General features: G+C 66.7%; 23 protein-coding genes. 4 read left to right on the forward strand and 19 right to left on the reverse strand.

All coding sequences use genetic code 11. The features are described 5' to 3' along the window. Positions 1-39 precede the first annotated feature (39 nt). The 3 genes from SNE34_RS04475 (at position 40) to SNE34_RS04485 (ending at position 3,119) form a co-directional block, all read left to right on the forward strand. Positions 40-1,824: an ABC transporter transmembrane domain-containing protein gene (locus SNE34_RS04475; protein WP_332615096.1), complete on the forward strand. Its 1,785-nt coding sequence runs from the start codon at positions 40-42 to the stop codon at positions 1,822-1,824. A 75-nt stretch (positions 1,825-1,899) separates the two neighbouring features. Next, positions 1,900-2,355, forward strand: coding sequence for a hypothetical protein (locus tag SNE34_RS04480; protein ID WP_332615097.1), 456 nt, complete (start codon positions 1,900-1,902; stop codon positions 2,353-2,355). Further along, positions 2,352-3,119 carry a GGDEF domain-containing protein gene (locus tag SNE34_RS04485; RefSeq protein WP_332615099.1) on the forward strand — a complete coding sequence of 256 codons (768 nt, stop codon included), beginning with the start codon at positions 2,352-2,354 and terminating at the stop codon, positions 3,117-3,119. The genes SNE34_RS04480 and SNE34_RS04485 overlap by 4 nt, the downstream gene beginning before the upstream one ends. 223 nt (positions 3,120-3,342) lie before the next feature. Here the strand turns inward: SNE34_RS04485 and SNE34_RS04490 are convergent, their stop codons facing one another. The 12 genes from SNE34_RS04490 to SNE34_RS04545 all read right to left on the reverse strand — a co-directional run bounded on the left by SNE34_RS04490 (position 3,343) and on the right by SNE34_RS04545 (position 18,053). Then, the gene (locus SNE34_RS04490) at positions 3,343-3,867 is read right to left on the reverse strand and encodes a hypothetical protein (RefSeq protein ID WP_332615102.1); all 525 of its coding nucleotides are present in this window, start codon (positions 3,865-3,867) and stop codon (positions 3,343-3,345) included. Continuing rightward, entirely contained in the window at positions 3,851-5,020 is a 1,170-nt protein-coding gene (locus SNE34_RS04495; protein WP_332615103.1) for a LysM peptidoglycan-binding domain-containing protein, read from the reverse strand. Before SNE34_RS04495 ends, SNE34_RS04490 begins: the two co-directional genes overlap by 17 nt. Further along, positions 5,017-7,809: a type VI secretion system Vgr family protein gene (locus SNE34_RS04500; protein WP_332615105.1), complete on the reverse strand. Its 2,793-nt coding sequence runs from the start codon at positions 7,807-7,809 to the stop codon at positions 5,017-5,019. The genes SNE34_RS04495 and SNE34_RS04500 overlap by 4 nt, the downstream gene beginning before the upstream one ends. 137 nt (positions 7,810-7,946) lie before the next feature. Beyond that, positions 7,947-9,605, reverse strand: coding sequence for an acyl-CoA dehydrogenase family protein (locus tag SNE34_RS04505; protein ID WP_332615107.1), 1,659 nt, complete (start codon positions 9,603-9,605; stop codon positions 7,947-7,949). Positions 9,606-9,698: 93 nt separating this feature from the next. Beyond that, positions 9,699-9,905: a cold-shock protein gene (locus SNE34_RS04510; RefSeq protein ID WP_332615109.1), complete on the reverse strand. Its 207-nt coding sequence runs from the start codon at positions 9,903-9,905 to the stop codon at positions 9,699-9,701. Positions 9,906-10,016: 111 nt separating this feature from the next. Next, positions 10,017-10,793 carry an S-methyl-5'-thioinosine phosphorylase gene (locus tag SNE34_RS04515; protein WP_332615110.1) on the reverse strand — a complete coding sequence of 259 codons (777 nt, stop codon included), beginning with the start codon at positions 10,791-10,793 and terminating at the stop codon, positions 10,017-10,019. A gap of 112 nt (positions 10,794-10,905) precedes the next feature. After that, positions 10,906-11,469 carry a hypoxanthine-guanine phosphoribosyltransferase gene (locus tag SNE34_RS04520; protein WP_332615112.1) on the reverse strand — a complete coding sequence of 188 codons (564 nt, stop codon included), beginning with the start codon at positions 11,467-11,469 and terminating at the stop codon, positions 10,906-10,908. Then, positions 11,469-12,464 carry a beta-N-acetylhexosaminidase gene (gene nagZ, locus SNE34_RS04525; RefSeq protein ID WP_332615114.1) on the reverse strand — a complete coding sequence of 332 codons (996 nt, stop codon included), beginning with the start codon at positions 12,462-12,464 and terminating at the stop codon, positions 11,469-11,471. Before nagZ ends, SNE34_RS04520 begins: the two co-directional genes overlap by 1 nt. Positions 12,465-12,682: 218 nt before the next feature. Next, positions 12,683-13,189, reverse strand: a complete 507-nt coding sequence (locus SNE34_RS04530; RefSeq protein WP_332615116.1) for a CYTH domain-containing protein — start codon at positions 13,187-13,189, stop codon at positions 12,683-12,685. Between the two features lie 3 nt (positions 13,190-13,192). Beyond that, positions 13,193-14,551 carry a 23S rRNA (uracil(1939)-C(5))-methyltransferase RlmD gene (gene rlmD / locus SNE34_RS04535; RefSeq protein WP_425604461.1) on the reverse strand — a complete coding sequence of 453 codons (1,359 nt, stop codon included), beginning with the start codon at positions 14,549-14,551 and terminating at the stop codon, positions 13,193-13,195. Between the two features lie 803 nt (positions 14,552-15,354). Next, positions 15,355-15,972 carry a YdbL family probable chaperone protein gene (locus SNE34_RS04540; RefSeq protein ID WP_332615120.1) on the reverse strand — a complete coding sequence of 206 codons (618 nt, stop codon included), beginning with the start codon at positions 15,970-15,972 and terminating at the stop codon, positions 15,355-15,357. 47 nt (positions 15,973-16,019) lie between these two features. Continuing rightward, entirely contained in the window at positions 16,020-18,053 is a 2,034-nt protein-coding gene (locus tag SNE34_RS04545; protein WP_332615121.1) for a translocation/assembly module TamB domain-containing protein, read from the reverse strand. A 33-nt stretch (positions 18,054-18,086) separates the two neighbouring features. Between SNE34_RS04545 and SNE34_RS04550 the strand changes: the two genes are divergently transcribed. After that, positions 18,087-18,845, forward strand: a complete 759-nt coding sequence (locus tag SNE34_RS04550; protein ID WP_332615122.1) for an Hpt domain-containing response regulator — start codon at positions 18,087-18,089, stop codon at positions 18,843-18,845. Here SNE34_RS04550 and recO read toward each other — a convergent pair. The 7 genes from recO to SNE34_RS04585 all read right to left on the reverse strand — a co-directional run bounded on the left by recO (position 18,842) and on the right by SNE34_RS04585 (position 25,867). Beyond that, a complete protein-coding gene (recO, locus tag SNE34_RS04555; RefSeq protein ID WP_332615124.1) occupies positions 18,842-19,591 on the reverse strand; it encodes a DNA repair protein RecO in 750 nt (249 codons plus the stop codon). The two genes, SNE34_RS04550 and recO, sit on opposite strands and share 4 nt — an antisense overlap. 6 nt (positions 19,592-19,597) lie before the next feature. After that, positions 19,598-20,506, reverse strand: coding sequence for a GTPase Era (gene era / locus SNE34_RS04560; RefSeq protein ID WP_425604451.1), 909 nt, complete (start codon positions 20,504-20,506; stop codon positions 19,598-19,600). A 17-nt stretch (positions 20,507-20,523) separates the two neighbouring features. After that, the gene (gene rnc, locus SNE34_RS04565; protein WP_332615125.1) at positions 20,524-21,183 is read right to left on the reverse strand and encodes a ribonuclease III; all 660 of its coding nucleotides are present in this window, start codon (positions 21,181-21,183) and stop codon (positions 20,524-20,526) included. Positions 21,184-21,186: 3 nt separating this feature from the next. Beyond that, positions 21,187-21,567 carry a DUF4845 domain-containing protein gene (locus SNE34_RS04570; RefSeq protein WP_332615127.1) on the reverse strand — a complete coding sequence of 127 codons (381 nt, stop codon included), beginning with the start codon at positions 21,565-21,567 and terminating at the stop codon, positions 21,187-21,189. 73 nt (positions 21,568-21,640) lie between these two features. Further along, a complete protein-coding gene (gene lepB / locus SNE34_RS04575) occupies positions 21,641-22,426 on the reverse strand; it encodes a signal peptidase I (protein WP_332615129.1) in 786 nt (261 codons plus the stop codon). A 30-nt stretch (positions 22,427-22,456) separates the two neighbouring features. Continuing rightward, the gene (gene lepA / locus SNE34_RS04580) at positions 22,457-24,250 is read right to left on the reverse strand and encodes a translation elongation factor 4 (RefSeq protein WP_332615131.1); all 1,794 of its coding nucleotides are present in this window, start codon (positions 24,248-24,250) and stop codon (positions 22,457-22,459) included. 114 nt (positions 24,251-24,364) lie between these two features. Continuing rightward, positions 24,365-25,867 (reverse strand): Do family serine endopeptidase, encoded by a 1,503-nt coding sequence (locus SNE34_RS04585; protein WP_332615133.1) that lies wholly within the window; start codon positions 25,865-25,867, stop codon positions 24,365-24,367. Positions 25,868-25,909: the final 42 nt, after the last annotated feature.

Raw genomic sequence — 25,909 nt, forward strand, 5'->3', positions numbered from 1 at the left:
CGGATGCAGCGGACACCACCGATAGCGGACAATGCCCCGATGACCGCCGCGCTCGAAACCGAAATTCCCTCTCCCGCCCCCACCAAAGCTCCGATCGGCAGCCTGCGGATGCTGTGGCCGTTCGTGCGCCGGCACAATCGCCTGTTCGTCGCCTGGCTACTGGCGCTGGCCTGCTCCTCGACCGCCACCCTGAGCCTGCCGGTCGCGTTCCGCACCATGATCGACCAAGGCTTCGCCCAGGGCGGCGGCGGCGCGATCGATCGCGCGTTCGCGCTGCTGTTCATCGTCGCCGTGGCCCTCGCGCTGGCGACCGCTGCGCGGTTCTTCTTCGTTTCCCTGCTCGGCGAGCGGGTGGTCGCCGACCTGCGCGAGCGCCTGTACGCGCACCTGATCGGTCTGGACGCCGGCTTCCACGAGCGCAACCGCAGTGGCGAGCTGGTGTCGCGCCTGACCGCCGATGCCGAACTGCTGCGCGGCGTGATCGCGACCAGCATGTCGGTCGCCTTGCGCAGCACGGTGACCTTCATCGGCAGCATCGTGATGCTGTTCGTGACCAGCCCGCACCTGGCCGCCTACGCGCTGGTCGGCATCCCGCTGGCGGTATTGCCGATCGTGATCGGCGGACGCCGGCTGCAGAAGCTCTCGCGCGCCAGCCAGGATCGTGTTGCCGATGCCAACGCCCTCGCCAACGAGACCCTCGGCGCGGTGCGGACTGTGCAGGCGCATGCCCGCGAACCGTACGAACTCGGCCGCTTCGACGAGGCCCTCAAGCTCGCCGTCGCCACCGCCCGCCGGCGCATCCAGGCCCAGGCGTGGGTCACCGCGATCGCGATCGTGCTGGTGTTCGGCGCGATCACCCTGGTCCTGTGGTCGGGTGCGCATGACGTGGTCGAAGGCGAGATGAGCGCCGGCCTGCTCGGCCAGTTCGTGCTGTACGCGTTGATTGGCGGCGGCTCGGTCGGCGCCTTGGCCGAAGTCTGGAACGAACTGCAGCGCGCCGCCGGCGGCATGGGCCGGATCACCGAACTGCTGGCCGAAAACTCGACCGTCGTTGCACCGGCGCAGCCGCGAACGTTGCCCCAACCGATGCGCGGTGAACTGGCGTTCGACGATGTCACCTTCCATTACCCGATGCGGCCGGACCTGCCAGCGCTGGAAGCATTCAACCTGCATGTCCAGCCTGGCGAAACCGTCGCCCTGGTCGGTCCGTCGGGCGCCGGCAAGAGCACCGTGTTCTCGCTGCTGCTGCGCTTCCACGACCCCCGCACCGGCAGCCTGCGGGTCGACGGCCACGACATCCGCGCGCTCGACCTGGCCGAGTTGCGCGGCGCCGTCGCGCTGGTGCCGCAACAGGCGACCATCTTCGCCGCCAGCGCCCGCGCCAACATCCGCTACGGGCGGCTGGAAGCCAGCGATGCCGAGGTCGACGCCGCGGTCGAAGCAGCCCACGCGACCGACTTCATCAGCGCCCTGCCCGAGGGCCTGGACACCGAACTGGGCGAGCGCGGAGCGCGGCTGTCCGGTGGTCAGCAACAACGCATCGCGATCGCCCGCGCCCTGCTGAAGGACGCCCCGATCCTGCTGCTCGACGAGGCCACCAGCGCCCTGGACGCGCAAAGCGAGCGCGCCGTGCAGCAGGCGCTGGAAACCCTGATGGAGGGCCGCACCACCCTGGTCATCGCCCATCGCCTGGCCACCGTGCTCAAGGCCGATCGCATCGTGGTGATGGACCACGGTCGCATCGTCGCCGAAGGCACCCACCAGCAACTTCTGGCCGAGGGCGGCCTGTACGCGGAACTGGCGAAGCTGCAGTTCCTCGACTGATGCCGCGTCCCTCATAAAGCTTTCACCGCGTCGGTTGTACGGTCAACGGGACCCCTTCAGACTCCCCTGACCTCCGTGGAAAACCAGCAGAGCCGCCGAATAGTCTCCGCCCTGGCACGTCGGGTCGAAACCGGGGCTGAGGCGCAGCAGATCGCCGAGGCAATCGTCTCGACCTGGCGGGAAATCGACGCCGCACTGTCGCCCGTGCTGGGGCCGCAGGCCGTCGCGCTGCTGTACCAGCGCAGCATTTGCCTGGCCGCCAAATCCCGGCCCTGGCTCACGGACATCTGCGAAAGCGGCCAGACGCTGGAACCCGAAGCGTTGAGGGCCGCCTTTGCCCAACAGAGCACCGACACCGCTGCCACCGGCGGATACGAGCTGCTGCAGGCATTCCACGGCATGCTGGCGAGCCTTGTCGGCCTGCCGTTGACCGAACGCCTGTTGCGATTCGTCTGCGCGCCGGATGCCCCGAACGCCCGGATACCGGAGCCGGTCCAACTCGAGCCAACGGCCGGGAACCTGCACTCGTGAGCGCCTGCCCGCTCGAACCCTATGCGCGCCCGACGGCGCAGGCCACGCGCGAACTGGCGCAGTTGCAGGCACAAATCGAAGAGGCCCGGGCCGAACTGGTTCGCCTTCAGCAGGCGGTGATCGACGCCGAGTGCCGGCTCGGGCGCAATCTCGCGGCCGATATCGTCGACGCCAACGAGCGGCTGGTATCCGCGGCGCTGCAGGCTCGTCTCGATGCCGAGACCGCTGCCCGGGCGCTGGCCGACGCCGCCCGTTCAGCCCGGCTCGACGCCCTGACCGGGCTGCCGAACCGGGTGCTGTTGCTGGACCGGTTCGCCCACTCGATCGCCAACGCCAATCGTCGCGGCAGCCGCCTGGCGCTGCTGTTCGTCGACCTCGACAATTTCAAGCAGATCAACGACACCCACGGCCACGCATTCGGCGACGAAGTGCTCACCCTGGCGGCACGCTGTCTGGCCTCCACCGTGCGCGAAGTGGACACCGTCAGCCGCCACGGCGGCGACGAATTCCTGATCCTGCTCGACGAAGTGGCGCAACCATCCGACGCAGTCAGGGTCGCCGACAAGCTGATCGCCGAACTCGCCCGACCGCACCTGGTGAACGACTACGAACTCTCCCTCACCGCCAGTATCGGCATCAGCCTCTATCCCGACGATGGCGAAACCGCCGACACCCTGATCAAGCGTGCGGATGCCGCGATGTACCGGGCGAAGCGGCAGGGGCGGGGAAGCTTCTGCTTTCATGGCGACCCGGCTGCGAGCTAGCACGCTGGCGAGTCGACGCCGCCCAAGTCCCTGTGATCCGCTGAGAAAGGAAGGTGGGCGTCGACCGCGAGTGTGCTCGAGCGCAATTACAAGATCAGGTGATTCCGGCGTGGACAGTGGGGCGGAAATTTTCGATATAGGTGTTCTGGCTTTCCAGACATGATGTAGAGGCTAGCGGAGCTACCTGTACACCAGCAGCCATACCAGACATGTACACCTCAATCTATTCACCGCAGCCAAGCGCACTATCCTGACTGCACGGCAGAATTCCGGAGAGCTCTGACAAATTGTTGACAGGCTCCGATGCACATGGAACTACAGTCTCCGAATTTCCCGAGCTATCAGCGACGGCTACGCCATAGCGCGGATATTCATCCAAATCTGCGTCATAGTGTCGAAATACCTTGTACTGGTAGCCATCTTGATGGAACGCCACTTCAGTGTACTCCGCTCTCGGGCGATGATAACTGTTATAAAAGAATCCGCCCGCTTCGTTGTTGCTGGGGAACTCAAGCTCCATGTTGTCTTTATTGCCGAAACGGTAGTAGATACCTTGTTTACCTGCATCCGGATTGCCACAGAGCGACACGTAGCGTTGCTTGCTAACGGGGCAAGAGAAATAAACCTGCTCATCTACTTGGCAGTTTCCTATGGGAGACCCAAGATCACTGCTGTAGCACGCAGAGCAGGCGAGCACCCCAGAAATCAGCGCCCATAGCGCCAGGGCTCGATTATCTAGCAAAGGCATTATAGTGATCCTGCATTTTTTTGTCGTATCCTTTCTGCCTTGGGCCGTTGTAGGTCTTTGCAAAGGCAAGCCAATCTTTCTTTACTATCGCCGAGCTTAATCGCGAGTCCGCCTCAATGAAGCTGACAAATGCTTTCAGATGGTTTTTCTCAGAGGTACTGATACCAACGACGAATTCTTCTACGCTGGAATAGCCGGCCTGCTCATGCCATCTCCCCATTATTTGGAACTTCCCCCAAGACGCGGATTTCAGGGCGGCGCTCGCATTTAGATTATAGGCCCTCAACAATTTTTTATACTGAACACGGTACTTTCCATACCCACCACCAAATCGATCGGATATGTCCGGATGCGTATCGTCATACATGCCATTGGTTAGTTGGTGAAAGTAGTGCCGCTCGAAGAGTATTGCAGGCACTGGATCCCATCCTTCGAAATCAAAGAAGCTACCCACCGTACCGGTCTCCGTTACAGCAACGGCCTTTACTGCCGCCACTTCGCAGCCTAGTTTATCAGCCGCAGCTATAAAGTCTTCATCCTGTATTTGAGTTCCGTCGTATGGCCCCAAAAAATCAAGCTGCACGTCCTTCTTGTCGATGACAATGACTGGATGCCCTTTTTCGTCGCGACCGGCACCGGCATCAATGCCCAAAGCACCGTCGTGTATTTTTGTGTCTGCCTTGACCTTGATGGAGGGGCTGTACGCAGTAACGACCTTACGCTGATCGCCGAGCGTGGTTCGATAGAGGTGCTTGAACCCTCCCCGCTGCCGCTTGACAAAAAAATCGACCGAATCGCCCGAACGTCCAGTAACTTCGCACGTCAGACCGTGTTCGCTAGTTGAGCCAAAGGAAATTTTTTCACTTGGACCCAAAACTACACGGTAAGAAAGACCCTGGATCGACTCCAGCAATTTGTCTAGCAACACAAACTGTATCGAGGGGTTCCTGGAATGAATCCGTGCCGTTGACTTCATTGTGGCCTGCACCTGACTGAAGTCCGCACGCAGGCGGATTGTTTGTCCGACTTGGATGCGGTTAGCATCTGTTATCCCGTTTAACTTGGCCAGATCTTGGACGGTGGTCCCATGCGCAGCGGCGATCTCAGTGAGGTTGTCGCCATGTACAACTGTGTAACTGCTTGCAGTGTTCATGATCCGTTTGCCTCGACCTGCACTTCCATGTCATCCATGATCTCGTCGAACTCCCATTCTCCTTGCCGCACGAATACAGATACTTCATTTTCTTGGTTCGCACTGAAAAATCGCCCGGAAACAAAAGAATCATCCGAATGGGTTTGCGCTAACCGTTGACCATTTTTCTGGTTTATGACGACGTGAGGGCGGGCCCCAAAAGTAAATGGATTGGACGTAAGTCCTACTATATGAATGACTTGGCTATATTGTTCCGGCCGCGTGACCCGCGTATCGGGCAACATACCCAACACCGCCGCTCCATTCGCCCCGCCCTTGAACGGCATCTGTCCCGCCCTGACCGTGAAGTTGCCCGGGCACGCGAACGTGATGTCGCCGCCCTCCAAGGTGATCTGGGTCTGCCCGGCCTGCAGCACGATCTTGCTCTTGGACAGCACGTCGATGCGCTCGTCGGTGGCGGTGACGGTGACGGACTTGTCAGCCAGCAGCTCTAGCGGGCCGGCGTGCGCTTGCAGGCTTAGCGGACCGTTGGCGGCGATCGCCTTGACCGGGCCGGTCTGGGCGAACAGGGCGACGTGGCCGCCGCTGACGCCGGCGAAGGTGTGGCCGGCGGCAAGATGGGTGTCCTGCTGACTGGTCAGGTGGGTGTTGCCGCCGGCATAGGCCAGGGCGCTGTTGGGCGTGGTCAGGACGATGGCGTCGGGGGAGTCGGCCAACAGCAGTGGGGTCGCGAACTTCTCGACCGGATCGCCACCGTCGCGGTTTGAGCCGGTGGGTTTGGTCGAAGGCTGGCCGTTGATGCTGCCGACGTGCTTGCCGTCCTGCTCGGCATCGAGCGCGGCGGTCAGTCGAGTCTGGTTTTCGTTGGCCTTCAGCGGCGCGACTTCACTGCCTTCGGCAGCATCGCTGAGCGCCTGCGCGGTCCGTTCGGCGCCCTTGAGCTGGCTGACGGCCTCATTGACGTCGAGTTGGGTCGAGGTGGCGTTACTCCGCGCGCTCGTCGACAGCAGCACGCCCTGTCCCGCACGCAGATTGGCCCAGCCGAGGGTGGCCAGGTCGAAACCCTGCCCGCGCAGGCTGCCGCGGCTGGCGTTGTCGTGATCGAGCAGGTAGCCCAGCTCCAGCCGGCTGTCGGCCAGCGAGGTGTGCAGGCGCTGGCGCAGCTGGCCCCTGGCGTCGTCCATCAGCCATTGCTGGGTGCCGCTGCCGTCGAGGCTCTGGCTATGCAGGCCGCTGACGGTGCCGGGGTGGTTGCTGGCGTCGCCCAGGGCGAACGGCGGGGCGACTTCGCCGTTGTACAGCTGGCCGATGACCAGCGGCTGGTCGATGTCGCCGTGCAGGAACTCGACAAGGACTTCGCTGCCGATCCGCGGCAGCGCGTGGCTGCCCCAGTTGGGACCAGCCTGCCATTCGGCGACGCGGACCCAGGTGCCGGAGGTGCCGTCGCCGGGGGCATGGCCATCGGGGTGGGCGCTGGAGCCGGTGTCGGCCAAGCCGCCGCGGTTGGGCGCGGTGCCGCGCTGCCACGGGAACTGGATGCGGACCTGGTGGTCGCGAGTGCTGGTGACGCTGGCGTCGGGCAGGCCGACCACGCGGGCGGTCTGGGGGCCCGGGGCGGTGGGTTTTGGGCGCGACATCGGAACGATCGCGGTGTCGCCCGGGACGGCGACGAAGCGATTGTGATAGCTGCCGCGTTCCAGGTCGGTATTGTCGAGCAAGGCGACGATGCCGCTGCCGAGGTTGTTGGCGACGACGTGCTCGATCGCCAGCGGCACGAAACGCTGGCCGGAGAGGTCCGGATGCTGGGTGAGGGTGAAGCCGAGACCGGCCACCAGACCTCGGGCGCTGCCGGCGCCGGCGTGCAGACGTCGCGGCAGGCGCAGCGCATCGAGTTGCAGGTCGGCGGCGAGGTCGGCGTGGTTGCGTGCGGCGTAGCGACCGGCGCGCGGAGCGGTGTAGACCTCGCGGGTTGGCAGGTTGGGACCGGCCGGGTCGGCGTCGAGGCTGGCGGCGTGCGCTTCTACCCGCTCGGGCTGCCAACTGGCGGTGGTGACGGCGTTGGCAGTGGCCTGGCGTTGCTCGGTGAAGTGGTTGATTGCGTCGGACGCTTCGGTCGCGTCGGTGCGGTGGAAACGCACCGGGCCGGACTCGGGCACGGTCGCATCGCGGTCGAAGATCACCAGCGTGTGGCCACCCTCCCCCTCTTGCGCATGCTCGAAACGCCACGCCAGGCCGGCGTCGGCGAGCAGGCGGAATACGAAATCGTGGTCGCTCTGGCGATATTGGGTGGTGATCGGGAACGTCGGCAACGCCTGGGTCGCATCGACCCGGTAGCTCGCCTGCGGGTAGTCGTCGAAGATCTGCTCGATCACGCCGAGCGCGTCGAGGTCCTGGAAGATGATCGCGTTGCGGCGCAACTTGAGGAACGCGGTCCACGGCGCCATCGTCAGCCGGTAGCGCGCCAACCCGCCATCGCTGCCGAGCGGTGCGACGGTGGTGCAGTGGCCGTGCCAGTGGCGAAGCGATCCATCGGCCTGTCGCAGCCGCAGCGCCAGAGGTTGGCCGACCAGCGCCTTGGCGTCGAGGAAGGCCGAGGTTGACAGACAGTCGATGTCGAACCGGAAGTCGGCGCAGACCGACTCGAAACCTTCGAAGCGCTCGACCACCAGCGCGTCGGGCAACGCGCCGGCTGCATCTGGCGTGCCGATCTCGATCAGGCGGGTGTCTTGCGACAGTTTGGCCAGCAAGCGGCCAGCCGTCGCGGCGAGCGACTGGACATCCATATCCATGTGGGTTCCATCCATTCCATTTGATGTTCCGTCCGGGCCTTCCTTGAACGGGTGGAGCACCGGACTTGTGCAGATTATCACCCTTTGACGCGTCGACTTGCAGTGCCCGCGAGGGCGCGGCGCGGTGATGCCCGGTGCTACGCGGCCGAAGGCAAAGCCCGGTCGATCATGTCCGCAAACGGCAGACCAACCGGCAACGTCCCCATCGCCAGCCCATGCGCCCCGCCGAGCCGGCTGCGGCAGAACGCCTCGGCCACCGGACGGCCCGCCTGCAGCATCACGCTGCCCTGCAGGCACAATGCCAGCTGTTCGACGAAGGTACGCGCAGCGGCCGGTTCGATGACGACATCGCCGTGCAGTGGCGCGCGCAGCCGCTCGACCGCTGCGGCATGATCGGGCTGCCCGCCGCCGCCGGCGCGTTGCAGCTCGGCCCACAACGCCACGCCGGTCCCCGGCTCCTTCTCCAGCGCGCGCAACACGTCGAGGCACTGGATATTGCCGCTGCCTTCCCAAATCGAATTGAGCGGCGCCTGCCGATACAGCCGCGGCAGGATCGACTCCTCGACGTAGCCGTTGCCGCCGAGGCATTCCTGCGCTTCGTTGACGAAGGCCGGTGCGCGCTTGCACAGCCAGTACTTGCCGATCGCGGTGCCGATGCGGGCGAACGCAGCCTCGCTCGGGTCACGTGGCGCCGCATCGACCGCGCGGGCAACGCGCATCGACAGCGTCAGCGCCGCCTCGGCCTCGATGGCGAGGTCGGCCAGCACGTTGGCCATCAACGGGTGCTCGACCAGCCGCTTGCCGAACGTGCGCCGATGCCGGCAATGGTGGATCGCATGGGCCAGCGCCATGCGCATCTGCGCGGCGGCGCCGAGCATGCAGTCGAGCCGGGTCAGCATCACCATTTCGAGGATGGTGGCGATGCCGCGGCCCTCCTCGCCGACCCGGTGCGCCCAGGCGCCGCAGAATTCGACCTCGGACGAGGCATTGGACCAGTCGCCGAGCTTGTCCTTCAGCCGGATCAGCCGGAACGCGTTCTTGCCGCCATCGGGCAAGCGCCGCGGCATCAGCAGGCAGGTCAGGCCGCCGGGCGCCTGCGCCAGCACCAGGAAGCCGTCGCTCATCGGTGCCGAGAAGAACCACTTGTGGCCGACCAGTCGGTACCCGCCATCGGCGTCGGTCGGGGTCGCAATGGTGATGTTGGCGCGCACGTCGCTGCCGCCCTGCTTCTCGGTCATGCCCATGCCGAGGGTGACGCCGCGCTTGTCGGCGATCGGCAGCTCGCGGGGATCGTAGTGCGGTGCCGCAGCCTTGTCGGCCCACTCGGCCAGCGCCGGTTCGCGGCGCAACACCGGCACCGCGGCGTGGGTCATGGTCAGCGGACAGCTGGTGCCGGGTTCGACCTGGTGGTGCAGGTAGCTCAGGGCGGCGCGGGCGACGTGGGCGCCGGGCGCGAGTTCGCGCCATGACAGGCCGGCGACGCCGTGCTCGATCGCCGATTGCATCAATGCGTGGTAGTTCGGATGGAACTCGACCCGGTCGATCCGGTAGCCATGGGCATCGTGGCTGCGCAGGCGCGGGCGGTCACGGTGGGCGTCGAAGCTCAAGTCGTACAGGCGACTGCCCGCAAGTGCGCCGTAAGTGGCGATGTGTTCGGTGAACCCGGCTGTGCCCTCGCGCTGCAGCGCCTCGCGCAGCGCGATGTCGTCGGACCACAGGTCGCGTGGCGCAAACGCGGGCGGCTGGTTGTCGACCTGGTGGGTGTCGAACGGGCTTTCCGACAGCGGCGAATTCATCACTCGGCTCCGCTTGAGACCTGCCGAAGAATCTAGCACCGCACCACAAAAAAGCCCCGCCGAAGCGGGGCTCTCTTCAACCATGCCGGCGGATCACTCGACCGGCGTGATATCCGACGCCTGCGCGCCCTTCGGGCCCTGGGTCAGCTCGTAGCTGACGCGCTGGCCTTCCTGCAGGCTGCGAAAGCCCTTGGAATTGATCGCGGAGAAATGCGCGAACACATCCGCGCTGCCATCTTCGGGCGAGATGAAGCCGAAACCCTTGGCGTCGTTGAACCATTTCACGGTGCCGTACGTCATATCCTGGAAAACCTCATGCTGGATTCGTTGTCGCGCCACGGTGCGGGGGAAAGGCCGGACGCGGGCCGAGTATGCAAACTGAACGGCTACTTGACAATCGCGTTCGCGGGTTTAGTCCGCAGTTTTGCGCCTCAACAACGCCCCGATCAGTGAAGGCAGGCCCGAGGACGCCGCCGCGACGTTGTCGAGTACGTCCTGCAAGGTGATCACCTCGTCGGGATCCGGACCGGCGCCGGCGGCCCAGTTGGCGACGATCGCGAGGCAGGCGTAATCGAGCCCGAGCTCGCGCGCGAGCCCGGCTTCGGGCATGCCGGTCATGCCGACCAGGTCGCAGCCGTCGCGCCGCATCCGTGCGATCTCGGCGCGGGTTTCCAGGCGCGGGCCCTGGGTGGCGCCGTAGCACCCGCCATCGACCAGTGCGACACCGGCATCGGCGGCGGCATCCACGATCGATGCGCGCAGCGAGCGGGTGTAGGGCTCGCCGAAATCGACGTGGATGACCTCGCTGCCGGGTTCCTCGCAGATGGTGGAAACCCGGCCCCAGGTGTAGTCGATCAACTGGTCGGGGCAACCGAGCACGCGCGGGCCGAAGCGTTCGGTGATGCCGCCGACGGTGTTGAGCGCGAGCACGCACCGCGCGCCAAGCGCCTTCAGCGCGGCGAGGTTGGCGCGGTAGTTGATCTGGTGCGGCGGCAGCGAATGGCCTTCGCCGTGGCGGGCGAGGAAGGCGACGCGATGGCCGTCGATGGTTCCGACGCGGATCGGCCCGGACGGAGCGCCGAAGTGGGTCACCGGCTGGTGGGTCTCGACGTCCTGCAGGTCGGCCAGCTGGTACAGGCCGGTGCCGCCAATCACGGCCAGTTCGATCGGATGGGTTTGAGTAGTCATACGGGTCTCGACCTTGTAGGAGCGACGTAAGTCGCGATCGCGCAGGCAACGGAACGGCTACGTAGGTCACCACCCTGCACGGTCGCGACTTACGTCGCTCCTACAGGGAACTTCACTTCAACGCATATATCGCCGGCAGGTTTCGACCCTGCTCGTGGTAATCCATGCCATAGCCGAACACGTAGCGGTCCGGCACCTCGACGCCGACATAGTCGGCGCACATGCCCGGCACGCAGCGGTCGTGAACCTTGACGGCGAGCACGGCGATGCGCACGTCGATGGCACCCTGCTCCCGGCACCAGGCAGTGATCGCGGCCATGGTGTGGCCTTCGTCGAGGATGTCGTCGGCCAGCAGTACCCTGCGGCCCTGCAACGGCGTAACGGGACGGTGCTTCCAGACCAGTTCGCCACCGGAAGTCTCGCCGCGGTAGCGACTGGCGTGCAGGTAGTCGAACTCCAGGTCGAGACCGAGCGCACCGACTTCCATCGCCAGTTGCGCGGCGAACGGCAGGCCGCCATGCATGACCGTGAGGTAGACCGGCACGCTTTCGCGGTAATCGTCGTGCACCTTCTTTGCCATCATCGCGATCGCCTGCTCGATCACGGCGCGATCATGGATCACCTCGGCACTGGCGAGCGCTTGCGCCAGGTCGCGGGGCGCCGTGTCGGTCGGCATCAGACCATGCCCTCCAGGCGGCCGCGGCTGTCTTCGTAGCGACCGTCGGCCAGCAGGCCGTCCCAGCCCATCGGGCCGCGTCCGATCAGCCCGGCCAGCGCCATGGTGTTGAGCACGCGGCCTTCCACGGCTTTCAGCGACTCCGCGACCAATTCCGGATGGCACACCAGCACCACATCGCAACCGGCATCCAGGTGCAGGTCGACGCGCTGCTTGATGCCGCCGGCGGAGAACGCCGCGGCCATGCCGATGTCATCACTGAACACCACGCCGCGGAAGCCCATTTGCTGGCGCAGGATGTCCTCGATCCAGACCTTCGAATAGCCGGCGGGTTCCGGCGCGACCTCCGGGTAGACCACGTGCGCCATCATCACCGCGTCGGCCCTGGCCTCGATGCCGGCGACGAACGGCACCAGGTCGAGCGCGCGGATCTCGTCCAGCGGACGCGGGTCGATCGCATCGTCGAAATGGGTGTCTTCCAGCACCGAACCGTGGCCGGGGAAGTGCTTGAGTGTCGCCGCCATCCCCGCCGCGTGCATGCCGCGCACGTAGGCGCGGGTGAACTCGGCAACCACCTGAGGATCCTCCGAAAACGCGCGGTTGCCGATCGCCCGGTTGCCGCGACCTAGGTCGACCACCGGCGCGAAGCTGAGGTCGACCCCGCTGGCGCGGATCTCGCTGGCCATCAGCCAGGCATGTTCCTCGGCGAGCTTGAGCGCGGCGGCGGGGTCTTGCGCGTACTGCTTGCCGAAATCTTCCAGCGGCGGCAGTGCGCTGTAGCCCTCGCGGAAGCGTTGGACCCGGCCGCCCTCCTGGTCGACGCAGATCAGCTGTGGGCGAGGCGCGGCTTCGCGGATCGCCTGCGACAGTTCGGCGACCTGCGCCCTGGAGGCGAAGTTGCGGGTGAACAGGATTACGCCTGCGCAGCCGTCATGTTGCAGCCAGTCGCGCTCCTGCGCGGTGAGTTCGGTGCCGGCGACGCCGATTACGAGCATTTTGGAGAACTCCTGGGGTCTGTAGTCAGGCACGAGGCGCTTTGCCTCATTGTCGCGCAGTTGGGGTGCCGCCGGTGTGGGGGCAAACACGGCGATTTCCATCCATCGCGATGGATGGCGTTTTTTGTAGGAGCGGCTTCAGCCGCGATCGGAAATTGTCGGAGCCGAATCGACTCCAGATCGCGGCTGAAGCCGCTCCTACAATTGGCTCTGCCGGGCTACGGGGTACGCTCGCGATGGGTCCATTCCGAATATGGCCGGCTGGCCAACGCCAAGTTGTAGTACCGGGCCTCATCGGTGACCTCCGCGCCGATCCAGCCAGGCTTGGTGAACGCCTCGTCCGCTGCATCCAGCTCGATTTCCGCCACAACCAGACCGGCGTTGTCGCCGAGGAACTCGTCGACCTCCCACAGGTGGCCCTCGAACTCGACGTAGTGACGGCGCTTGTCGACCAGTCCGCCAACGCTCAGCGCGAGCAGCGCGCGGGCGTCGTCGACGGGGATCGGGTAATCGAACTCCTGCCGGGTGTGGCCAAGTTCGCGCGACTTCAGGTTCAGGAACGCCTCGTCGCCAGCGATACGCACACGCACCGAGGCCTTCATTGCACCCGTGTCCATGGCGGCGAGGTCGTTGAGATAGCCCTGCGCCATTGGCATGACCTTCTGCGCGGCGGCGCGCCAGGCATCGGTCGTCACGAGGAACTTGCGCTCGATTTCAATCGCCATGGCTCAGCCCTGCTCGAACATAGCAATCGACTCCACGTGCGCGGTATGCGGGAACATGTCCATCACTCCCGCGGCGCGCAGCTTCCAACCCTTCTCGTTGACAAGATAGCCGGCATCGCGCGCCAGCGACGCCGGGTGGCAGCTGACATAGACGATCCGCTTGAACTGCTTCAGCGGCAGGTGCGCCAGCACGAAGTCGGCGCCCGATCGCGGCGGGTCGAGCAGCAGCTTGTCGAAGCCCTCGCGCATCCACGACTGCCCGCCCAGATCCTTGGCCAGGTCGGCGGCATGGAACTGGGCGTTGGTGATGCCGTTGTGGGCGGCGTTCTCGCGCGCCCGCTGGACCAGCCCGGCTTCGCCTTCGACGCCGACCACCTCGCGCACCGAGCGCGCCAGCGGCAGGGTGAAGTTGCCGAGCCCGCAGAACAGGTCGAGCACGCGGTCGTCGGGACCGGCATCGAGCAGTTCGATCGCGTCGGCGATCATCTTGCCGTTGAGGCCGGCATTGACCTGGATGAAGTCGAGCGGGCGGAACACGAACTCGAGATTCCACTGCGGCAACGCAAAGGCGAGCTTCGGGTTGTCCGGCCACAGCGGATGCACGCTGTCGAGACCACCGGGTTGCAGGAAGATCGCGAAACGGTGCTGCTGGCCGAACGCGACCAGCGCGGCGCGATCGGCCTCCGACAGTGGCGCGAGGTGGCGGATGGTCAGGGCGATGCCGCTGAAGTCGTCAGTGGGGTCACCGGCGATGAACTCGATCTGCGGGATGTCGCGGCGCGCGTCCAGTCCGTCGACCAGCGATCCCAATGCCTCGACCTTCTCGCCAATCTGCGGGATCACCGTGTGGCAGCTTGCGATGTCGGCGACGAAGCGCGGATCGGTCTCGCGGAAACCGACCAGGGTCTTGTCCTTCTTCTCGACCCGCCGCACCGAAAAACGACCCTTGCGGCGGTAGCCCCAGGCGGTATCCGTCAGCGGCTCCAGCACCCGCTCCGGGGTGACATGGCCGATGCGCTCGAGGTTTTCAAGCAGCACGCGCTGCTTGGCGATGATCTGCTTGTCCTCGGCGAAGTGCTGCATGGCGCAGCCGCCGCAGGTGCCGAAGTGCTCGCAGCGCGGATCGACCCGTTCCGGCGCGGCCAGCAACACCTCGACCGCGCGCGCTTCGTCGAAGCTGCGATGGCGGCCGGTCTGCACCGCCATCACCCGCTCGCCCGGCAACGCCCCGGCGATGAAGACGGCTTTGCCGGCTTCCCCCGGCTCCCTCGATGCGCGGCGGGCGACGCCGCGGCCATCGTGTGTCATGCCAGTGATCTCGGCTTCAAAGGGGGTCTTGTCGATTCGGGCCACGGGCAAAATGCGGTGATTCAGGGCTGCGTATTGTCGCAGAGGTGGGGAGCGGGTTTCGGGTGGGCTTCGCGCGCGCAGGAGGCGGCCGGCGGGGGAATTGCTCCAGCCCTTCGTCAGGGCAATCCTGCCCTGAGGCGGGCCGCGGGCCATCCATGGCCCGCTTTTGCGCAATTCCCCCGCCGTCCACCTCCTGCCCGGTTGTCTGCGGCCTCGTTGGTTGGGCTTCGGGTAGGAGCGACGTGAGTCGCGACCTGTACATCGCCTCACGGGGTCGGCGGGTCGCGTCTTACGTCGCTCCTACCTCGGGGCTGAGAATGTCGGCGCTTTTCGTCGGCGCGGCTTTAGCCGCGATCGGATATTTGCTCGGCCCGCGCCGACTCCAGATCGCGGCTAACGCCGCTCCTACGAAAAGCGCCGACTTTCTCAGCCCCGATGTCGGCGCGACGTACGTCGCTCCGACATCGGGGCTGAGAATGTCGGCGCTTTTCGTAGGAGCGGCTTTAGCCGCGATCTGGAGTCGGCGCGGGCAGAGCAATTATCCGATCGCGGCTAAAGCCGCTCCTACAGAAGCCCGTGGATACGCTACGAAGCCAAGACTGCGGATGCACCACGACGAGATCCAACCAGGAATTCGCGCCCTGCACGCGCGACGCGGCGTCCTGTCCGGGTATTGCGGAGAATGCGCCATGGATGGCGCACGGCGGTGAGTGCGGCCACGGATGGCCGCCCGAACCGAGTAGCAATGCCCGGACAGGGCGGCGCTCCCGCCCGAAGCCGAGAGCCCCGCCCAGCTGTTGCTGTTGCTGTCGCAGCTACTTCTGCTTCCAGCCGCCGCCGCTCTGATACCACCAGCCACTGCGCGCACTCGCGATCCACTGCTTCGCAAACACTTGGCGAATCTGCGACTCCCACTCCGGGTGCCCATTGGCCACCGCCACCTCGCGATACACCGCATTGCGGTCGCGATTGTCCTCGGCCACCGCCTGCTGGATCTTCACCCGATCCCGCAACTCCAGCTTCGACGCGTCACGCACCACGATCGTGCCGTCGCTGGCGAATCCCAGCGCACCGGCATCGAAACCCGCACGCAGGGCCGAATCGAACCGCGCCGCCATCCGCGCCTGGATCGCCTGGATCGCTGGCGTCTTGATCGTGATGTCAGGCGACTGCGCGTGCGCACTACCGATGCCGACCAACGCGTACAAATCAACCCGCGACGCCAACTGGCGCAACGACGCGGAATCCAGCATCGCGCTCGGGCCACCGTCGCCCTCCTCCACCGGCGTCGACGGCTGCGGCTCCTCGCCAATCACCTTGTCGACGAACTGCCGAGCCGCCTCCCTCGCCTCCGCGGCGGGGAAGTACACATTGATCGTGACGCAGGCCGTGACCAGCACGGCGGCGACCGGAACTCCCATCCAACGACGCATCTGACTTCTCCCTCTATAGAAAATTCGAAATCCCCGCGAAGCAGCCGTCAATCGACCACCGGCTTGACGTCGCCGGTGCCGACCGCGGCCAGCCGCTCGACCAGCGTCGGCCAGTCCACCCGGCGGTTGAAGCCGACCACGGTCAACCGCGGCAGGCCGGACCCTTGCACGATAATAAAGCCCTCGCCCGCTGAACCGAGCCCATCCATCGTGCAGACCTCCTCCGACAAGCGGCAAGCGATGCCGATTTGCGAGTAGCCAAAGTCGTCGAAGAACCCGATCAGTTGCGACTGCAGGCTGCTGACGATCGAGGCATTGCCGACGCTGGTCAGGTCCTGCACGGCGCGCTGGCTGATCCGCTGGCGCACGCCGCGATGGCGGTCGGTGCGCAGTTGCGCGTCGAACGCGACCGGCTGCCAGTTGACCAGGCGCAGGTCGGCGATGCGGCCGTCGAGTTTGCCGCTGATGCTGCCGAAATCGAAGGCGCCGGTCAGCGCGGTCAGGCCGATGTCGTCGAAGGCGATGTCGGCCGACAGCGTCGGCAGCACCCCGAACGGACGCTCCATCGACAACGAGGTCACCGCGACCTCGCCGCCGAACAGCTGCATCGCCAGGCCGCCGTCGAACTGCAGGCGGTCGTCGGCGTAGCGCGCTTCCGGGATAGTGCCGCTGAGTTCGCCGGTGAACGCCGGCCAGTCGAGCGCGTCCGACAAGCGGGCGACATCGAGGCGGTCCAGGCTCAGGCCAAAGCGCACTTCCAGCGACTGGTCGTCGGCGGGGGGGCGTATCTGCAGGTGGTCGAAGCGGGCGACGCCGCCGAGCAGCGGCAACGCGACCGCCTCGCGCAGTCGCAGGACGCCGTCGGCACTGCGGAACGGCAACCGGGTCGGTCCATACGCGAGCCCGTATATCTCGCCGCCGCGCCAGCGCAGTTCGCTCGACACCGGCGTGGTCGCCGAGAACCGCAAGTCTCCATCGATTCCGGCGAAGGCGAAGCGTCCGCGCGGGTCGTCGACGCGGGTGTCGTGCAGGCGCAGCAGCGCGTCGTCGAGCTGGCCATCGCTGATCCGCACGGTGGCGTCGGCGGCACCGTCGATCTGCAGTTCCGCCAGCCCCGCCAGACCCAGCCAGCCACTGAGGTAGCCAGCCGCCAGGCGGTCCAGGTCGGGGCTGCTTGCGCGCAGGTCGAGCGCCTGCAGTTCCGCGGTCGGACCGAGCGCGGCGCTGCCTTCGACCGCGAGGATTCCGCGGTCACTCCAGCGGATGCGCGGCAGCCGCCAGCCCTGCCCGTCCTGCAGGCCGGAAAGCTGCAAGTCGACCGCCCGGTCCTGCAGTGACACGTAGGTGGTACCGAACAGCAACTCCCCGCCGAGGACCTGCCCGTCGACGGTGAACCGATCGACCTCGCCCAATCGCGCGTCGATGTCGACACGGGCACCCAGGTTGGCGCCGGCGATGGTGCCGTCGGGGGTGTCGAACGAAGCCGCGCGCAGATGCAACGGACCGGCGATCTCCAACGGCTGATTGCTGGGCGCGGTCACCGTGAGTGCGGCGTCGAGCGTGCCTCCGGTCAGGCGGCCGCTGTCCCAGGCTTGCGACAACAGCGCCTGCGTCCATGCCATTGGCACGCGGGTCAGGTCGATCCGGGTTGCATCAGGTGCAGCGGCGTTGCGCCGCAACTCGATCCGGATCGCGTCGCGGGTGAGGCTGGCCTCCGTCGTTGCGGCTCCGAGCGCCACCGACAATTGCATCCGTTCGGCGCCACTGCGCAGTTCGCCCGCGCACTGCCACCCGCCATTACCGTCGCGCTGCAACGGGCAGCGCCAGTCGAGGTCGCGGAAGCGATAACCCAGTTCCGGCGCCTCGACCCGGCGCGCGCGCAGGCGCAACTCGCCATGTGGCGCACCCTCGGGCCAGGCCAGCCCGACCCGGACATCGTGCAATGTCGCCACCGCGGTGGTCACCCGGTCGATGGTCGCCGTCGCTGTCCGCGGCGCGGCGCGAGCCGGGCCGATCCCCGCCGTCCACAACCAGGAGGACAGCGCTAGCGACAGCAGCAGGGGTAACATCGGGCGCGACATCGCTGCAGCATAACGAGCCCGGACGCATCTTCGATGAAAACAATGCCCGAACCGCCGGCCTCGCCCAGCGACCTGCCGCGCATCCTGCTGGTCGAGGACGACCCGACCAGCCGCGCGTTCCTGAGCGCGGCGCTGCACGCGATCCCGGCCGAGGTCGATGCCGCCGACAGCCTTGCCGGCGCGCTCGTGCTGGCCGGCGGCCGACATCATGACCTGTGGTTGTTTGACGCCCACCTGCCCGACGGCGATGCCTGCGAGCTGCTCCAACAGGCCAGTGGCAAGCAATCCGGCGTGGTCGCCCTGGCCCACACTGCCTCCGACGAGCCCGCAGTGCGCGAAATGCTGCTGGCCGCCGGGTTCCGCGAGGTGCTGGTCAAGCCGCTGCCGGCGTCGGCCGTGCAGTCGGCGGTGCGCCATGCCTTGGGACTCGACGCGTCGGCGCAGCCGGCCCGCCAGGCTGATGGCGACGGCCCGCCGCGGTGGGACAACGACGCCGCGATCGCCGCGCTCAACGGCAACCGCAGCCACGTCGAAACCCTGCGCCAGTTGTTTCTCGCCGAACTGCCGCACACCCACGAACGCATCCTTGTCGCGGTCCGCGATGGTCATCGCGAGGCGGTCTCCACCGAATTGCACAAGCTGCGCGCGAGTTGTGGCTTCGTCGGCGCCGCGCGGCTGGCGGTCGCGGTGCAAGTCCTGCAGTCGCGTCCGGACGACGTAGATGCATTGGCCGGTTTCGATCGCGCCGCGTCCGATTTGCTGGCGCACCCGGCCGGGCGCAACCCGGACTAGTCCTGGCGATCAAGCAACTGTGGTGACGCCGCCTTCTGCAAGCCGCCGAACATCTCCCACGACTTCAACCCACGCGGACCCAGATGGTGCGCGAGCACGCCGCGCATCGCCCGGCGCAAACCCGGCAGGTCGGCGTTGCCGGGTTGCCGGTCGGCGCCAAGGTCGAGCAGGCCACGACCGGTCGCCGCGCCTGAGCGATCGGCCTGGCCGCGATCGCTGAGCAAGCGGCGCGGGCCATGCTCGGGGTCGAGCCGGTAGCGTGCCGCCGGATCGATCGGTTCGCCGTCGCCATCGACGCTCCACTCGAACCCCAAGCCCAACGCGTCCAGCAGGTCGCGCTCGAACCGGCGCAGCGTCCACGCCAGCGGCTCGCCGGCGCGCAGTCGCTCGCGGGTCCGCGCATAGGCGGCGAACAGGTCCGGTTGCGGGTCGTCGCGCGGGGTCAGTCGCAACGTCAATTCGTTGAGGTAGAAGCCGGCCATCATCGCCTCGCCGGTCAGCCGTGGCGCGGCGTCGAGCGCCTCGGCCGCGCGAAGCTGGGCCAGTTCGCCGCGCTGCACGGCGTCGAAGCGAATCGATTGCAATGGCTGCAACGCCGCCCGCAGCGGCTGGCTGCGCGGCCCGCGCAGGCCGCGTGCGAGCAGGCCGATACGTCCGTGGTTCGCGCTCAGCACCTCGACCAGCAGGCTGGTCTCGCGCCAGGGCCGGGCGTGCAGGACGAAGCCGGGCTCGCCGGTCAGGCGCATCGGCGCCTAATCGTGGTATCCGAACGTACGCAGCGCGGCTTCGTCGTCCGACCAGCCCTCGCGCACGCGCACCCAGGTCTCGAGGAACACCTTGGAATCGAACAGGCGCTCCATCTGCTGCCGCGCCTTGGTCCCGATCTCGCGCAGGCGCTCGCCGCCCTTGCCGATCACGATCGACTTCTGGCCGTCGCGCTCGACCCAGATCACCGCGCCGATCCGAAGCAGCGCGCCGTCGACGATGAAGCGCTCGATCTCGACCGTGGTCGCGTACGGCAACTCCTCGCCGAGCTGGCGCATCAGTTGCTCGCGCACCAGTTCGCCGGCGAGGAAGCGCTGGCTCTTGTCGGTGATCTCGTCCTCGGCGTATAGCGCCGGCTGCTCCGGCAGCAGTGCGAGCACGTCCTTGGTCAATGCCTCCAGCCCCTTGCGCTTGAGCGCGGAGATCGGATGCACGCCGGCAAACTCGCGGCCCTCGGTGACCTTGGCCAGGTACGGCAGCAACGCGGTCTTGTCCTTCAGCCGGTCGACCTGGTTGACCACCAGCACCACCGGTACGCCGACGTGGTGCAAGGCTTGGTAGGCGAAGTCGTCGGCCTCGTCCCACTGGCCGGCGCGAACCACCAGCATGGCCGCGTCGATACCTTCCAGCGCACCGCGGGCGGCCCGGTTCATCCAGCGATGCATCGCGGTCGCGGTCGACTTGCCCTGGTCGCGGTGCAGGCCGGGGGTGTCGACCAGCAGCAGCTGGCCGTCGGCGAAGGTGGCGATGCCGAGCAGGCGGTGGCGGGTGGTCTGCGGCCGCGGCGAGACGATGCTGACCTTGGCGCCGACCAGGGCGTTGGTCAGGGTCGACTTGCCGACATTGGGCCGGCCGATGACGGCGACGTGGCCACTGCGGTGGGGAGTTGGGGTCATGCGGGGAATTGTAGGCGCTACGGCGCGGCGATGGCGGCCAGCGCGGCCTCGGCGGCAGCCTGCTCGGCGCTGCGGCGCGAGTTGCCTTCGCCTTCGGTGACCAGCGCCGGCGCGGCCAGCGTGCAGCTGACCCGGAAGGTCTTGGCGTGGTCCTCGCCGTTCTCGGCGATCAGTTCGTACACCGGCAGCGGTTTCTGCCGCCCCTGCAGCCATTCCTGCAAGCGGGTCTTGGCGTCCTTGCCAACCTTGTGCGGCGGCGGCAACGCGTCCATCGCGGCGGTGAACCACGGCAGTACCACCGCGCGGCAGGCCTCGAAGCCGGCGTCGAGGTAGATCGCCGCGACCACGGCCTCGACCGCGTCGGCCAGGATCGAATCGCGGCGGTGGCCGCCGGACTTCATTTCGCCCGGCCCCAGGGTCAGGCGTTCGCCCAGCTCCAGCTCCCGCCCGATCGGCGCCAGCGCCGATTCGCGGACCAGCTCGGCCCGGGCCCGGGTCAACGCGCCCTCGTCGGCCCGAGGCCAGCGCGCGTACAGCGCCTCGGCCGCGAACAGGTTGACCAGCGCGTCGCCGAGGAACTCCAGCCGCTCGTTGTGCGGAGCGCCGGCGCTGCGGTGGGTCAGCGCCTGCGCCAGCAGTTCCGGCCGGACGAACGGATGGGCGATACGGTCAACCACCGGTCAGTCGATCGCCCCGCCACGGCGCAGTTCCTTCTCGGTCTCGAACTTGCCGACGACGTCGAGGTTGGCGATCAGCGGCTTGCGCACTTCGTACTTCACCGTCATCACGTAACCGGCGTCCTTGCGCTTGATCTTGACGTGCTCGGGCTTCACCGTCTCGGCGTAACTGATGTACAGCCGCCGGAAGAACAGGTCCTGGATCTTGGCCGGGCTCTGGCTGGCGATCCCCGGTTCGCCGGCCAAGCCCTGAAGGGCCTGCTTGACCGCGTAGTACTCCGAGTACATCGGGATCACCTTCATCCCCATGTAGATAAACACGCCGACCACGGCCAGCACGATGACGAACCCGATAAGGGTCATGCCCCCTTGCGTACGTTTCATCCCATTACTCCCCTGAGTGACTGATCCTGAATGAGTACCGCGGGATGGCTGTCAAGCGGTCCCCGGGTGGAATCTACTCGATACTTTGCCCGATCCGCGAGAAATCGATCCCCCCATCGATATTCATCCAGATCAGGAACGCCTTGCCGCGCAGGTTCTGCTCCGGCAGGAAGCCCCAGTATCGGCTGTCCTCGCTGTTGTCGCGATTGTCGCCCATCACGAAATAGTGCCCCGGTGGGACCACCCACTCGCCTTCGCCCGGATCGCGGAACGGCATGCCGGTGCGCTCGAGTACCAGGTGCGGCCGGCCTGGCAGCTGCTCGCGCAGTTCCTCCGCGCCGCTCATGCCGATGCCGCTGTCGTAACCCTGGTAGGTCCCGAGCGAGTCGTATTCGACCGGATCGCCGTTGATGTGGACGCGGTTGTCGTAGTAGCCGATGCGGTCGCCGGGCAGTCCGACCACCCGCTTGATCCAGTCCTGCTCGGGGTGGTGTGGCGGGTGGAACACCACCACGTCGCCGCGATCGGGCTCGCCGATGTCGACGAACTTCTTGTTGATGATCGGCCAGCGCAGGCCGTAGGCGAATTTGTTGACCAGGATGAAATCGCCGGTCAGCAGGGTCGGCATCATCGAGTTGGACGGGATGCGGAAGGGCTCGGCGATAAAACTGCGCAGGATCAGCACCGCCAGCAGCACCGGGAAGAACGCCTTGGAGTAGTCGACGTACCACGGCTCGGCATCGTCATCGAGCAGGCCCTGGTGGGTGGCGCGGTGTTTGGCCAGGACCAGCTTGTCGAGCAGCCAGACCAGCCCGGTGACGAGGGTAAGTACCACCAGGGCGATTTCAAACCAACGCATGCCTGCTCCTTTGATCGACTGGCGACACTTTTATTTGTTGTCCATCTGCAGCACCGCGAGGAACGCTTCCTGCGGGATCTCGACGCTGCCGACCTGCTTCATCCGCTTCTTGCCGGCCTTCTGCTTCTCGAGCAGCTTCTTCTTGCGCGAAATGTCGCCACCGTAGCACTTGGCCAGCACGTTCTTGCGCATCGCCTTGACCGTGCTGCGGGCGATGATCTGCGAGCCGACCGCGGCCTGGATCGCGACGTCGAACATCTGCCGCGGGATCAGCTCGCGCATCTTCTCGGCGATCTCGCGGCCGCGGCGGTCGGCGTGGGCGCGGTGGGTGATGATGCTTAGCGCGTCGACCTTGTCGCCGTTGATCAGGGTGTCGACCCGCACGAACGGGCCGACCTGGAAGCGCACGAAGTGGTAGTCCAGCGAGGCGTAGCCGCGCGACACCGACTTCAGGCGGTCGAAGAAGTCCAGCACCACCTCGGCCATCGGCAGCTCGTAGCTGATCTGCACCTGGTTGCCCATGTAGGTGATGCCGATCTGGCTGCCGCGCTTCTCCTCGCACAGGGTGATCACGTTGCCGACGTAATCGGGCGGCGTGAGGATGTTGGCGCGGATGATCGGCTCGCGGATCTCCTCGACCAGGTTGACCTGCGGCAGCTTGGACGGATTGTCCAGCGGCAGGATCGTGCCGTCGGTCTTGAGCACCTCGTAGATCACGGTCGGCGCGGTACTGATCAGGTTGAGGTCGTACTCGCGCTCCAGCCGCTCCTGCACGATCTCCATGTGCAGCATGCCGAGGAAGCCGCAACGGAAGCCGAAGCCCATCGCCTCGGAAGATTCGGGCTCGAAGCGCAGCGCGGCGTCGTTGAGGCGCAGCTTGTCGAGCGCCTCGCGCAGGTCCGGGAAGTCCTCGGCATCAACCGGGAACAGGCCGGCGAACACGCGCGGCTGCATCTCCTGGAAGCCCGGCAGCGGCTTGGCCGCGGGGTCGCTGGCGAGGGTCAGGGTGTCGCCGACCGGGGCGCCGTGGACGTCCTTGATGCTGGCGTTGATCCAGCCCACCTCGCCGGCGCCGAGCTTGCCCAGCTCCTTGCGCTTGGGGGTGAACACGCCGACCTTGTCGACCAGGTGGGTTCGCCCGGTCGACATCACCAGGATCTTGCTGCCGGGGGTGATCTCGCCCTGCATCACCCGCACCAGGCTGACCACGCCGAGGTAGTTGTCGAACCACGAGTCGATGATCAGCGCCTGCAGCTTGTCGGTGTCGCGCGGCTGCGGCGGCGGGATGCGGGCGACGATCGCCTCCAGCACGTCCTCGATGTTGAGCCCGGTCTTGGCGCTGATCGCGACCGCGTCGGTGGCGTCGATGCCGATCACCGCCTCGATCTCGGCCTTGACCTTGTCGATGTCGGCGGTCGGCAGGTCGATCTTGTTGAGCACCGGCACCACTTCCAGGCCCTGCTCGACCGCGGTGTAGCAGTTGGCGACCGACTGCGCCTCGACGCCCTGGGCGGCGTCGACCACCAGCAGCGCGCCCTCGCAGGCGGCCAGCGAGCGGCTGACCTCGTAGCTGAAGTCGACGTGGCCGGGGGTATCGATGAAGTTGAGGTGGTAGGTCTTGCCGTCACGCGCGGTGTACGGCAGCGACACCGACTGCGACTTGATGGTGATGCCGCGCTCGCGCTCGATCGGATTGGTGTCGAGCACCTGCGCTTCCATCTCGCGCGAGGTCAGGCCGCCGCACAGATGGATGATGCGGTCGGCCAGGGTCGACTTGCCGTGGTCGACGTGGGCGATGATGGAGAAGTTGCGGATCTGCTGCATGCGGGCGGCAATGGGCTCGGAGGCCGGGAAAGTTAACGGGCGATTATCGCATACCGCGGCGCGTCGGCCCGCCGCATGGCCGGGCCGACGCGCGTTGCCGGATGTCGCGAAAACTCAGCCTTCGGCCGCGGTCACGGCCACGAACTGGGTCGCACCGCCCCGCTGGATCAGCAGCATCACCGTTTCGCCCGGCTCGACGCCGGCCAGCTCGCGGTTGAAGTCGGCCACGCTGCCGACGCTCTCGCGGCCGATGGCGACGACCACGTCGCCGGAGCGCAGTCCGCTCTCGCGGGCGACCGCCGGGTCGACCTCGGCCAGCAACACGCCCTCGCCGGCCTCGACGCCAAGGCGCTGGCGCATCGCGGGATCAAGCTCGCGCGCGGCCAGTCCCAGCGCATTGGCGCCGGAGGGTTCCGACGAAGAAGATGCCGGTGCCGGACCGCCCGGGTCCGCCGGCCCGCCCATGGCGCTCTGTGCCCCGACCACCAGGTCGAGTTTCAGGGTCTTGCCGCCTCGGAATACCTCGACCTTGGCCTCGCTGCCCGGCGCTACCGCGCCGACCACCGGCGGCAGGTCGGTGAAATCGCCGATCGGAGCGCCGTTGAACGCGCGGATCACGTCCATGCGTTCGATCCCGGCCTTGTCGGCGGCACTGCCAGGCTGGACGTTGGACACCATCGCGCCGCGGCTGTCGGGCAGCCCGATCGCCTTGGCCACGTCCGGAGTCACGGACTGGATGTTGACGCCCAGCATGCCGCGGCGGACTTCGCCGGTCTCCTTGATCTGGGCGACCGCGTTCATCGCCAGATCGATCGGGATCGCGAAGCTCACGCCCATGTAGCCGCCGGAATTGCTGAAGATCTGCGAGTTGATCCCGACCACCTCGCCGGAGGTGTTGAGCAACGGGCCGCCGGAGTTGCCGCGATTGATCGCGACGTCGGTCTGGATGAACGGCACGTACTGCTGCCCGGCGTACGGATTGGATCGACCGACCGCGCTGACGATTCCAGCCGTGACCGAATGGTCGAGACCGAACGGCGAACCGATCGCGACCACCCACTGCCCGGGCTGCAGCGAGGCGGAATCGCCGGCGCGCAGCCAACGCAGGTTGTCGGCATCGATCTTGAGCAGGGCGATGTCGTATTGCTCATCGCTGCCGATTACCTCGGCCTCGAACTCGCGGCGGTCCGACAGGGTCACGGTGATCTCGTCGGCGCCCTCGACCACGTGGTAGTTGGTCAGCACGTAGCCGTCATCGGAGATCACGAACCCGCTGCCAAGCGAGGTGCCGCCGCTGCTCGGGCCGTCGGGCATGTTCGGCATCGGCATGCCGAACTGGCGCAGGAAATCTTCCAGCCCGGGCGGCACCTGGCCGTTGCCGCCACGCTCCGGCGGCGCCATCTCGGCACTGATGTTGACCACCGCCGGGCCAACGCGCTTGGCCAACTGGGTGAAGTCGGGCAAGCCGGTGACCAGCGGGGTCGCGACCGGCGGCGTCACCGCCTGCGCGGCGGATGCGGTGGTCGCGGTGGCTGGTGCCTGCTGGGCGGTGCAGGCGACCGGCAGCGAAGCGGCCAGCAGGCCGAGCACGGCAATGGCATGGAGGGGTCGGTTCATGGAATCGGCCTCGGGGTTGCGGATGAAAAGTGTGCCGACGCC

The organism is Novilysobacter erysipheiresistens, from assembly GCF_036663935.1.
In the GTDB taxonomy this organism is placed as follows: Bacteria; Pseudomonadota; Gammaproteobacteria; order Xanthomonadales; family Xanthomonadaceae; genus Novilysobacter; species Novilysobacter erysipheiresistens.

What these genes read in the sequence shown, in the direction of transcription:
- SNE34_RS04510 (WP_332615109.1), bottom strand. Translation starts at nt 9,905, where the DNA reads ATGACGTACGGCACCGTGAAATGGTTCAACGACGCCAAGGGTTTCGGC.
- nagZ (WP_332615114.1), bottom strand. Translation starts at nt 12,464, where the DNA reads ATGCTCGTAATCGGCGTCGCCGGCACCGAACTCACCGCGCAGGAGCGC.
- SNE34_RS04585 (WP_332615133.1), bottom strand. Translation starts at nt 25,867, where the DNA reads ATGAACCGACCCCTCCATGCCATTGCCGTGCTCGGCCTGCTGGCCGCT.
- SNE34_RS04545 (WP_332615121.1), bottom strand. Translation starts at nt 18,053, where the DNA reads ATGTCGCGCCCGATGTTACCCCTGCTGCTGTCGCTAGCGCTGTCCTCC.
- SNE34_RS04570 (WP_332615127.1), bottom strand. Translation starts at nt 21,567, where the DNA reads ATGAAACGTACGCAAGGGGGCATGACCCTTATCGGGTTCGTCATCGTG.
- SNE34_RS04515 (WP_332615110.1), bottom strand. Translation starts at nt 10,793, where the DNA reads ATGACTACTCAAACCCATCCGATCGAACTGGCCGTGATTGGCGGCACC.
- SNE34_RS04530 (WP_332615116.1), bottom strand. Translation starts at nt 13,189, where the DNA reads ATGGCGATTGAAATCGAGCGCAAGTTCCTCGTGACGACCGATGCCTGG.
- lepA (WP_332615131.1), bottom strand. Translation starts at nt 24,250, where the DNA reads ATGCAGCAGATCCGCAACTTCTCCATCATCGCCCACGTCGACCACGGC.
- SNE34_RS04490 (WP_332615102.1), bottom strand. Translation starts at nt 3,867, where the DNA reads ATGCCTTTGCTAGATAATCGAGCCCTGGCGCTATGGGCGCTGATTTCT.
- SNE34_RS04540 (WP_332615120.1), bottom strand. Translation starts at nt 15,972, where the DNA reads ATGCGTCGTTGGATGGGAGTTCCGGTCGCCGCCGTGCTGGTCACGGCC.
- SNE34_RS04500 (WP_332615105.1), bottom strand. Translation starts at nt 7,809, where the DNA reads ATGGATATGGATGTCCAGTCGCTCGCCGCGACGGCTGGCCGCTTGCTG.
- SNE34_RS04505 (WP_332615107.1), bottom strand. Translation starts at nt 9,605, where the DNA reads ATGAATTCGCCGCTGTCGGAAAGCCCGTTCGACACCCACCAGGTCGAC.
- lepB (WP_332615129.1), bottom strand. Translation starts at nt 22,426, where the DNA reads ATGCGTTGGTTTGAAATCGCCCTGGTGGTACTTACCCTCGTCACCGGG.
- era (WP_425604451.1), bottom strand. Translation starts at nt 20,506, where the DNA reads ATGACCCCAACTCCCCACCGCAGTGGCCACGTCGCCGTCATCGGCCGG.
- SNE34_RS04475 (WP_332615096.1), top strand. Translation starts at nt 40, where the DNA reads ATGACCGCCGCGCTCGAAACCGAAATTCCCTCTCCCGCCCCCACCAAA.
- SNE34_RS04550 (WP_332615122.1), top strand. Translation starts at nt 18,087, where the DNA reads ATGAAAACAATGCCCGAACCGCCGGCCTCGCCCAGCGACCTGCCGCGC.
- SNE34_RS04495 (WP_332615103.1), bottom strand. Translation starts at nt 5,020, where the DNA reads ATGAACACTGCAAGCAGTTACACAGTTGTACATGGCGACAACCTCACT.
- SNE34_RS04520 (WP_332615112.1), bottom strand. Translation starts at nt 11,469, where the DNA reads ATGCCGACCGACACGGCGCCCCGCGACCTGGCGCAAGCGCTCGCCAGT.
- recO (WP_332615124.1), bottom strand. Translation starts at nt 19,591, where the DNA reads ATGCGCCTGACCGGCGAGCCCGGCTTCGTCCTGCACGCCCGGCCCTGG.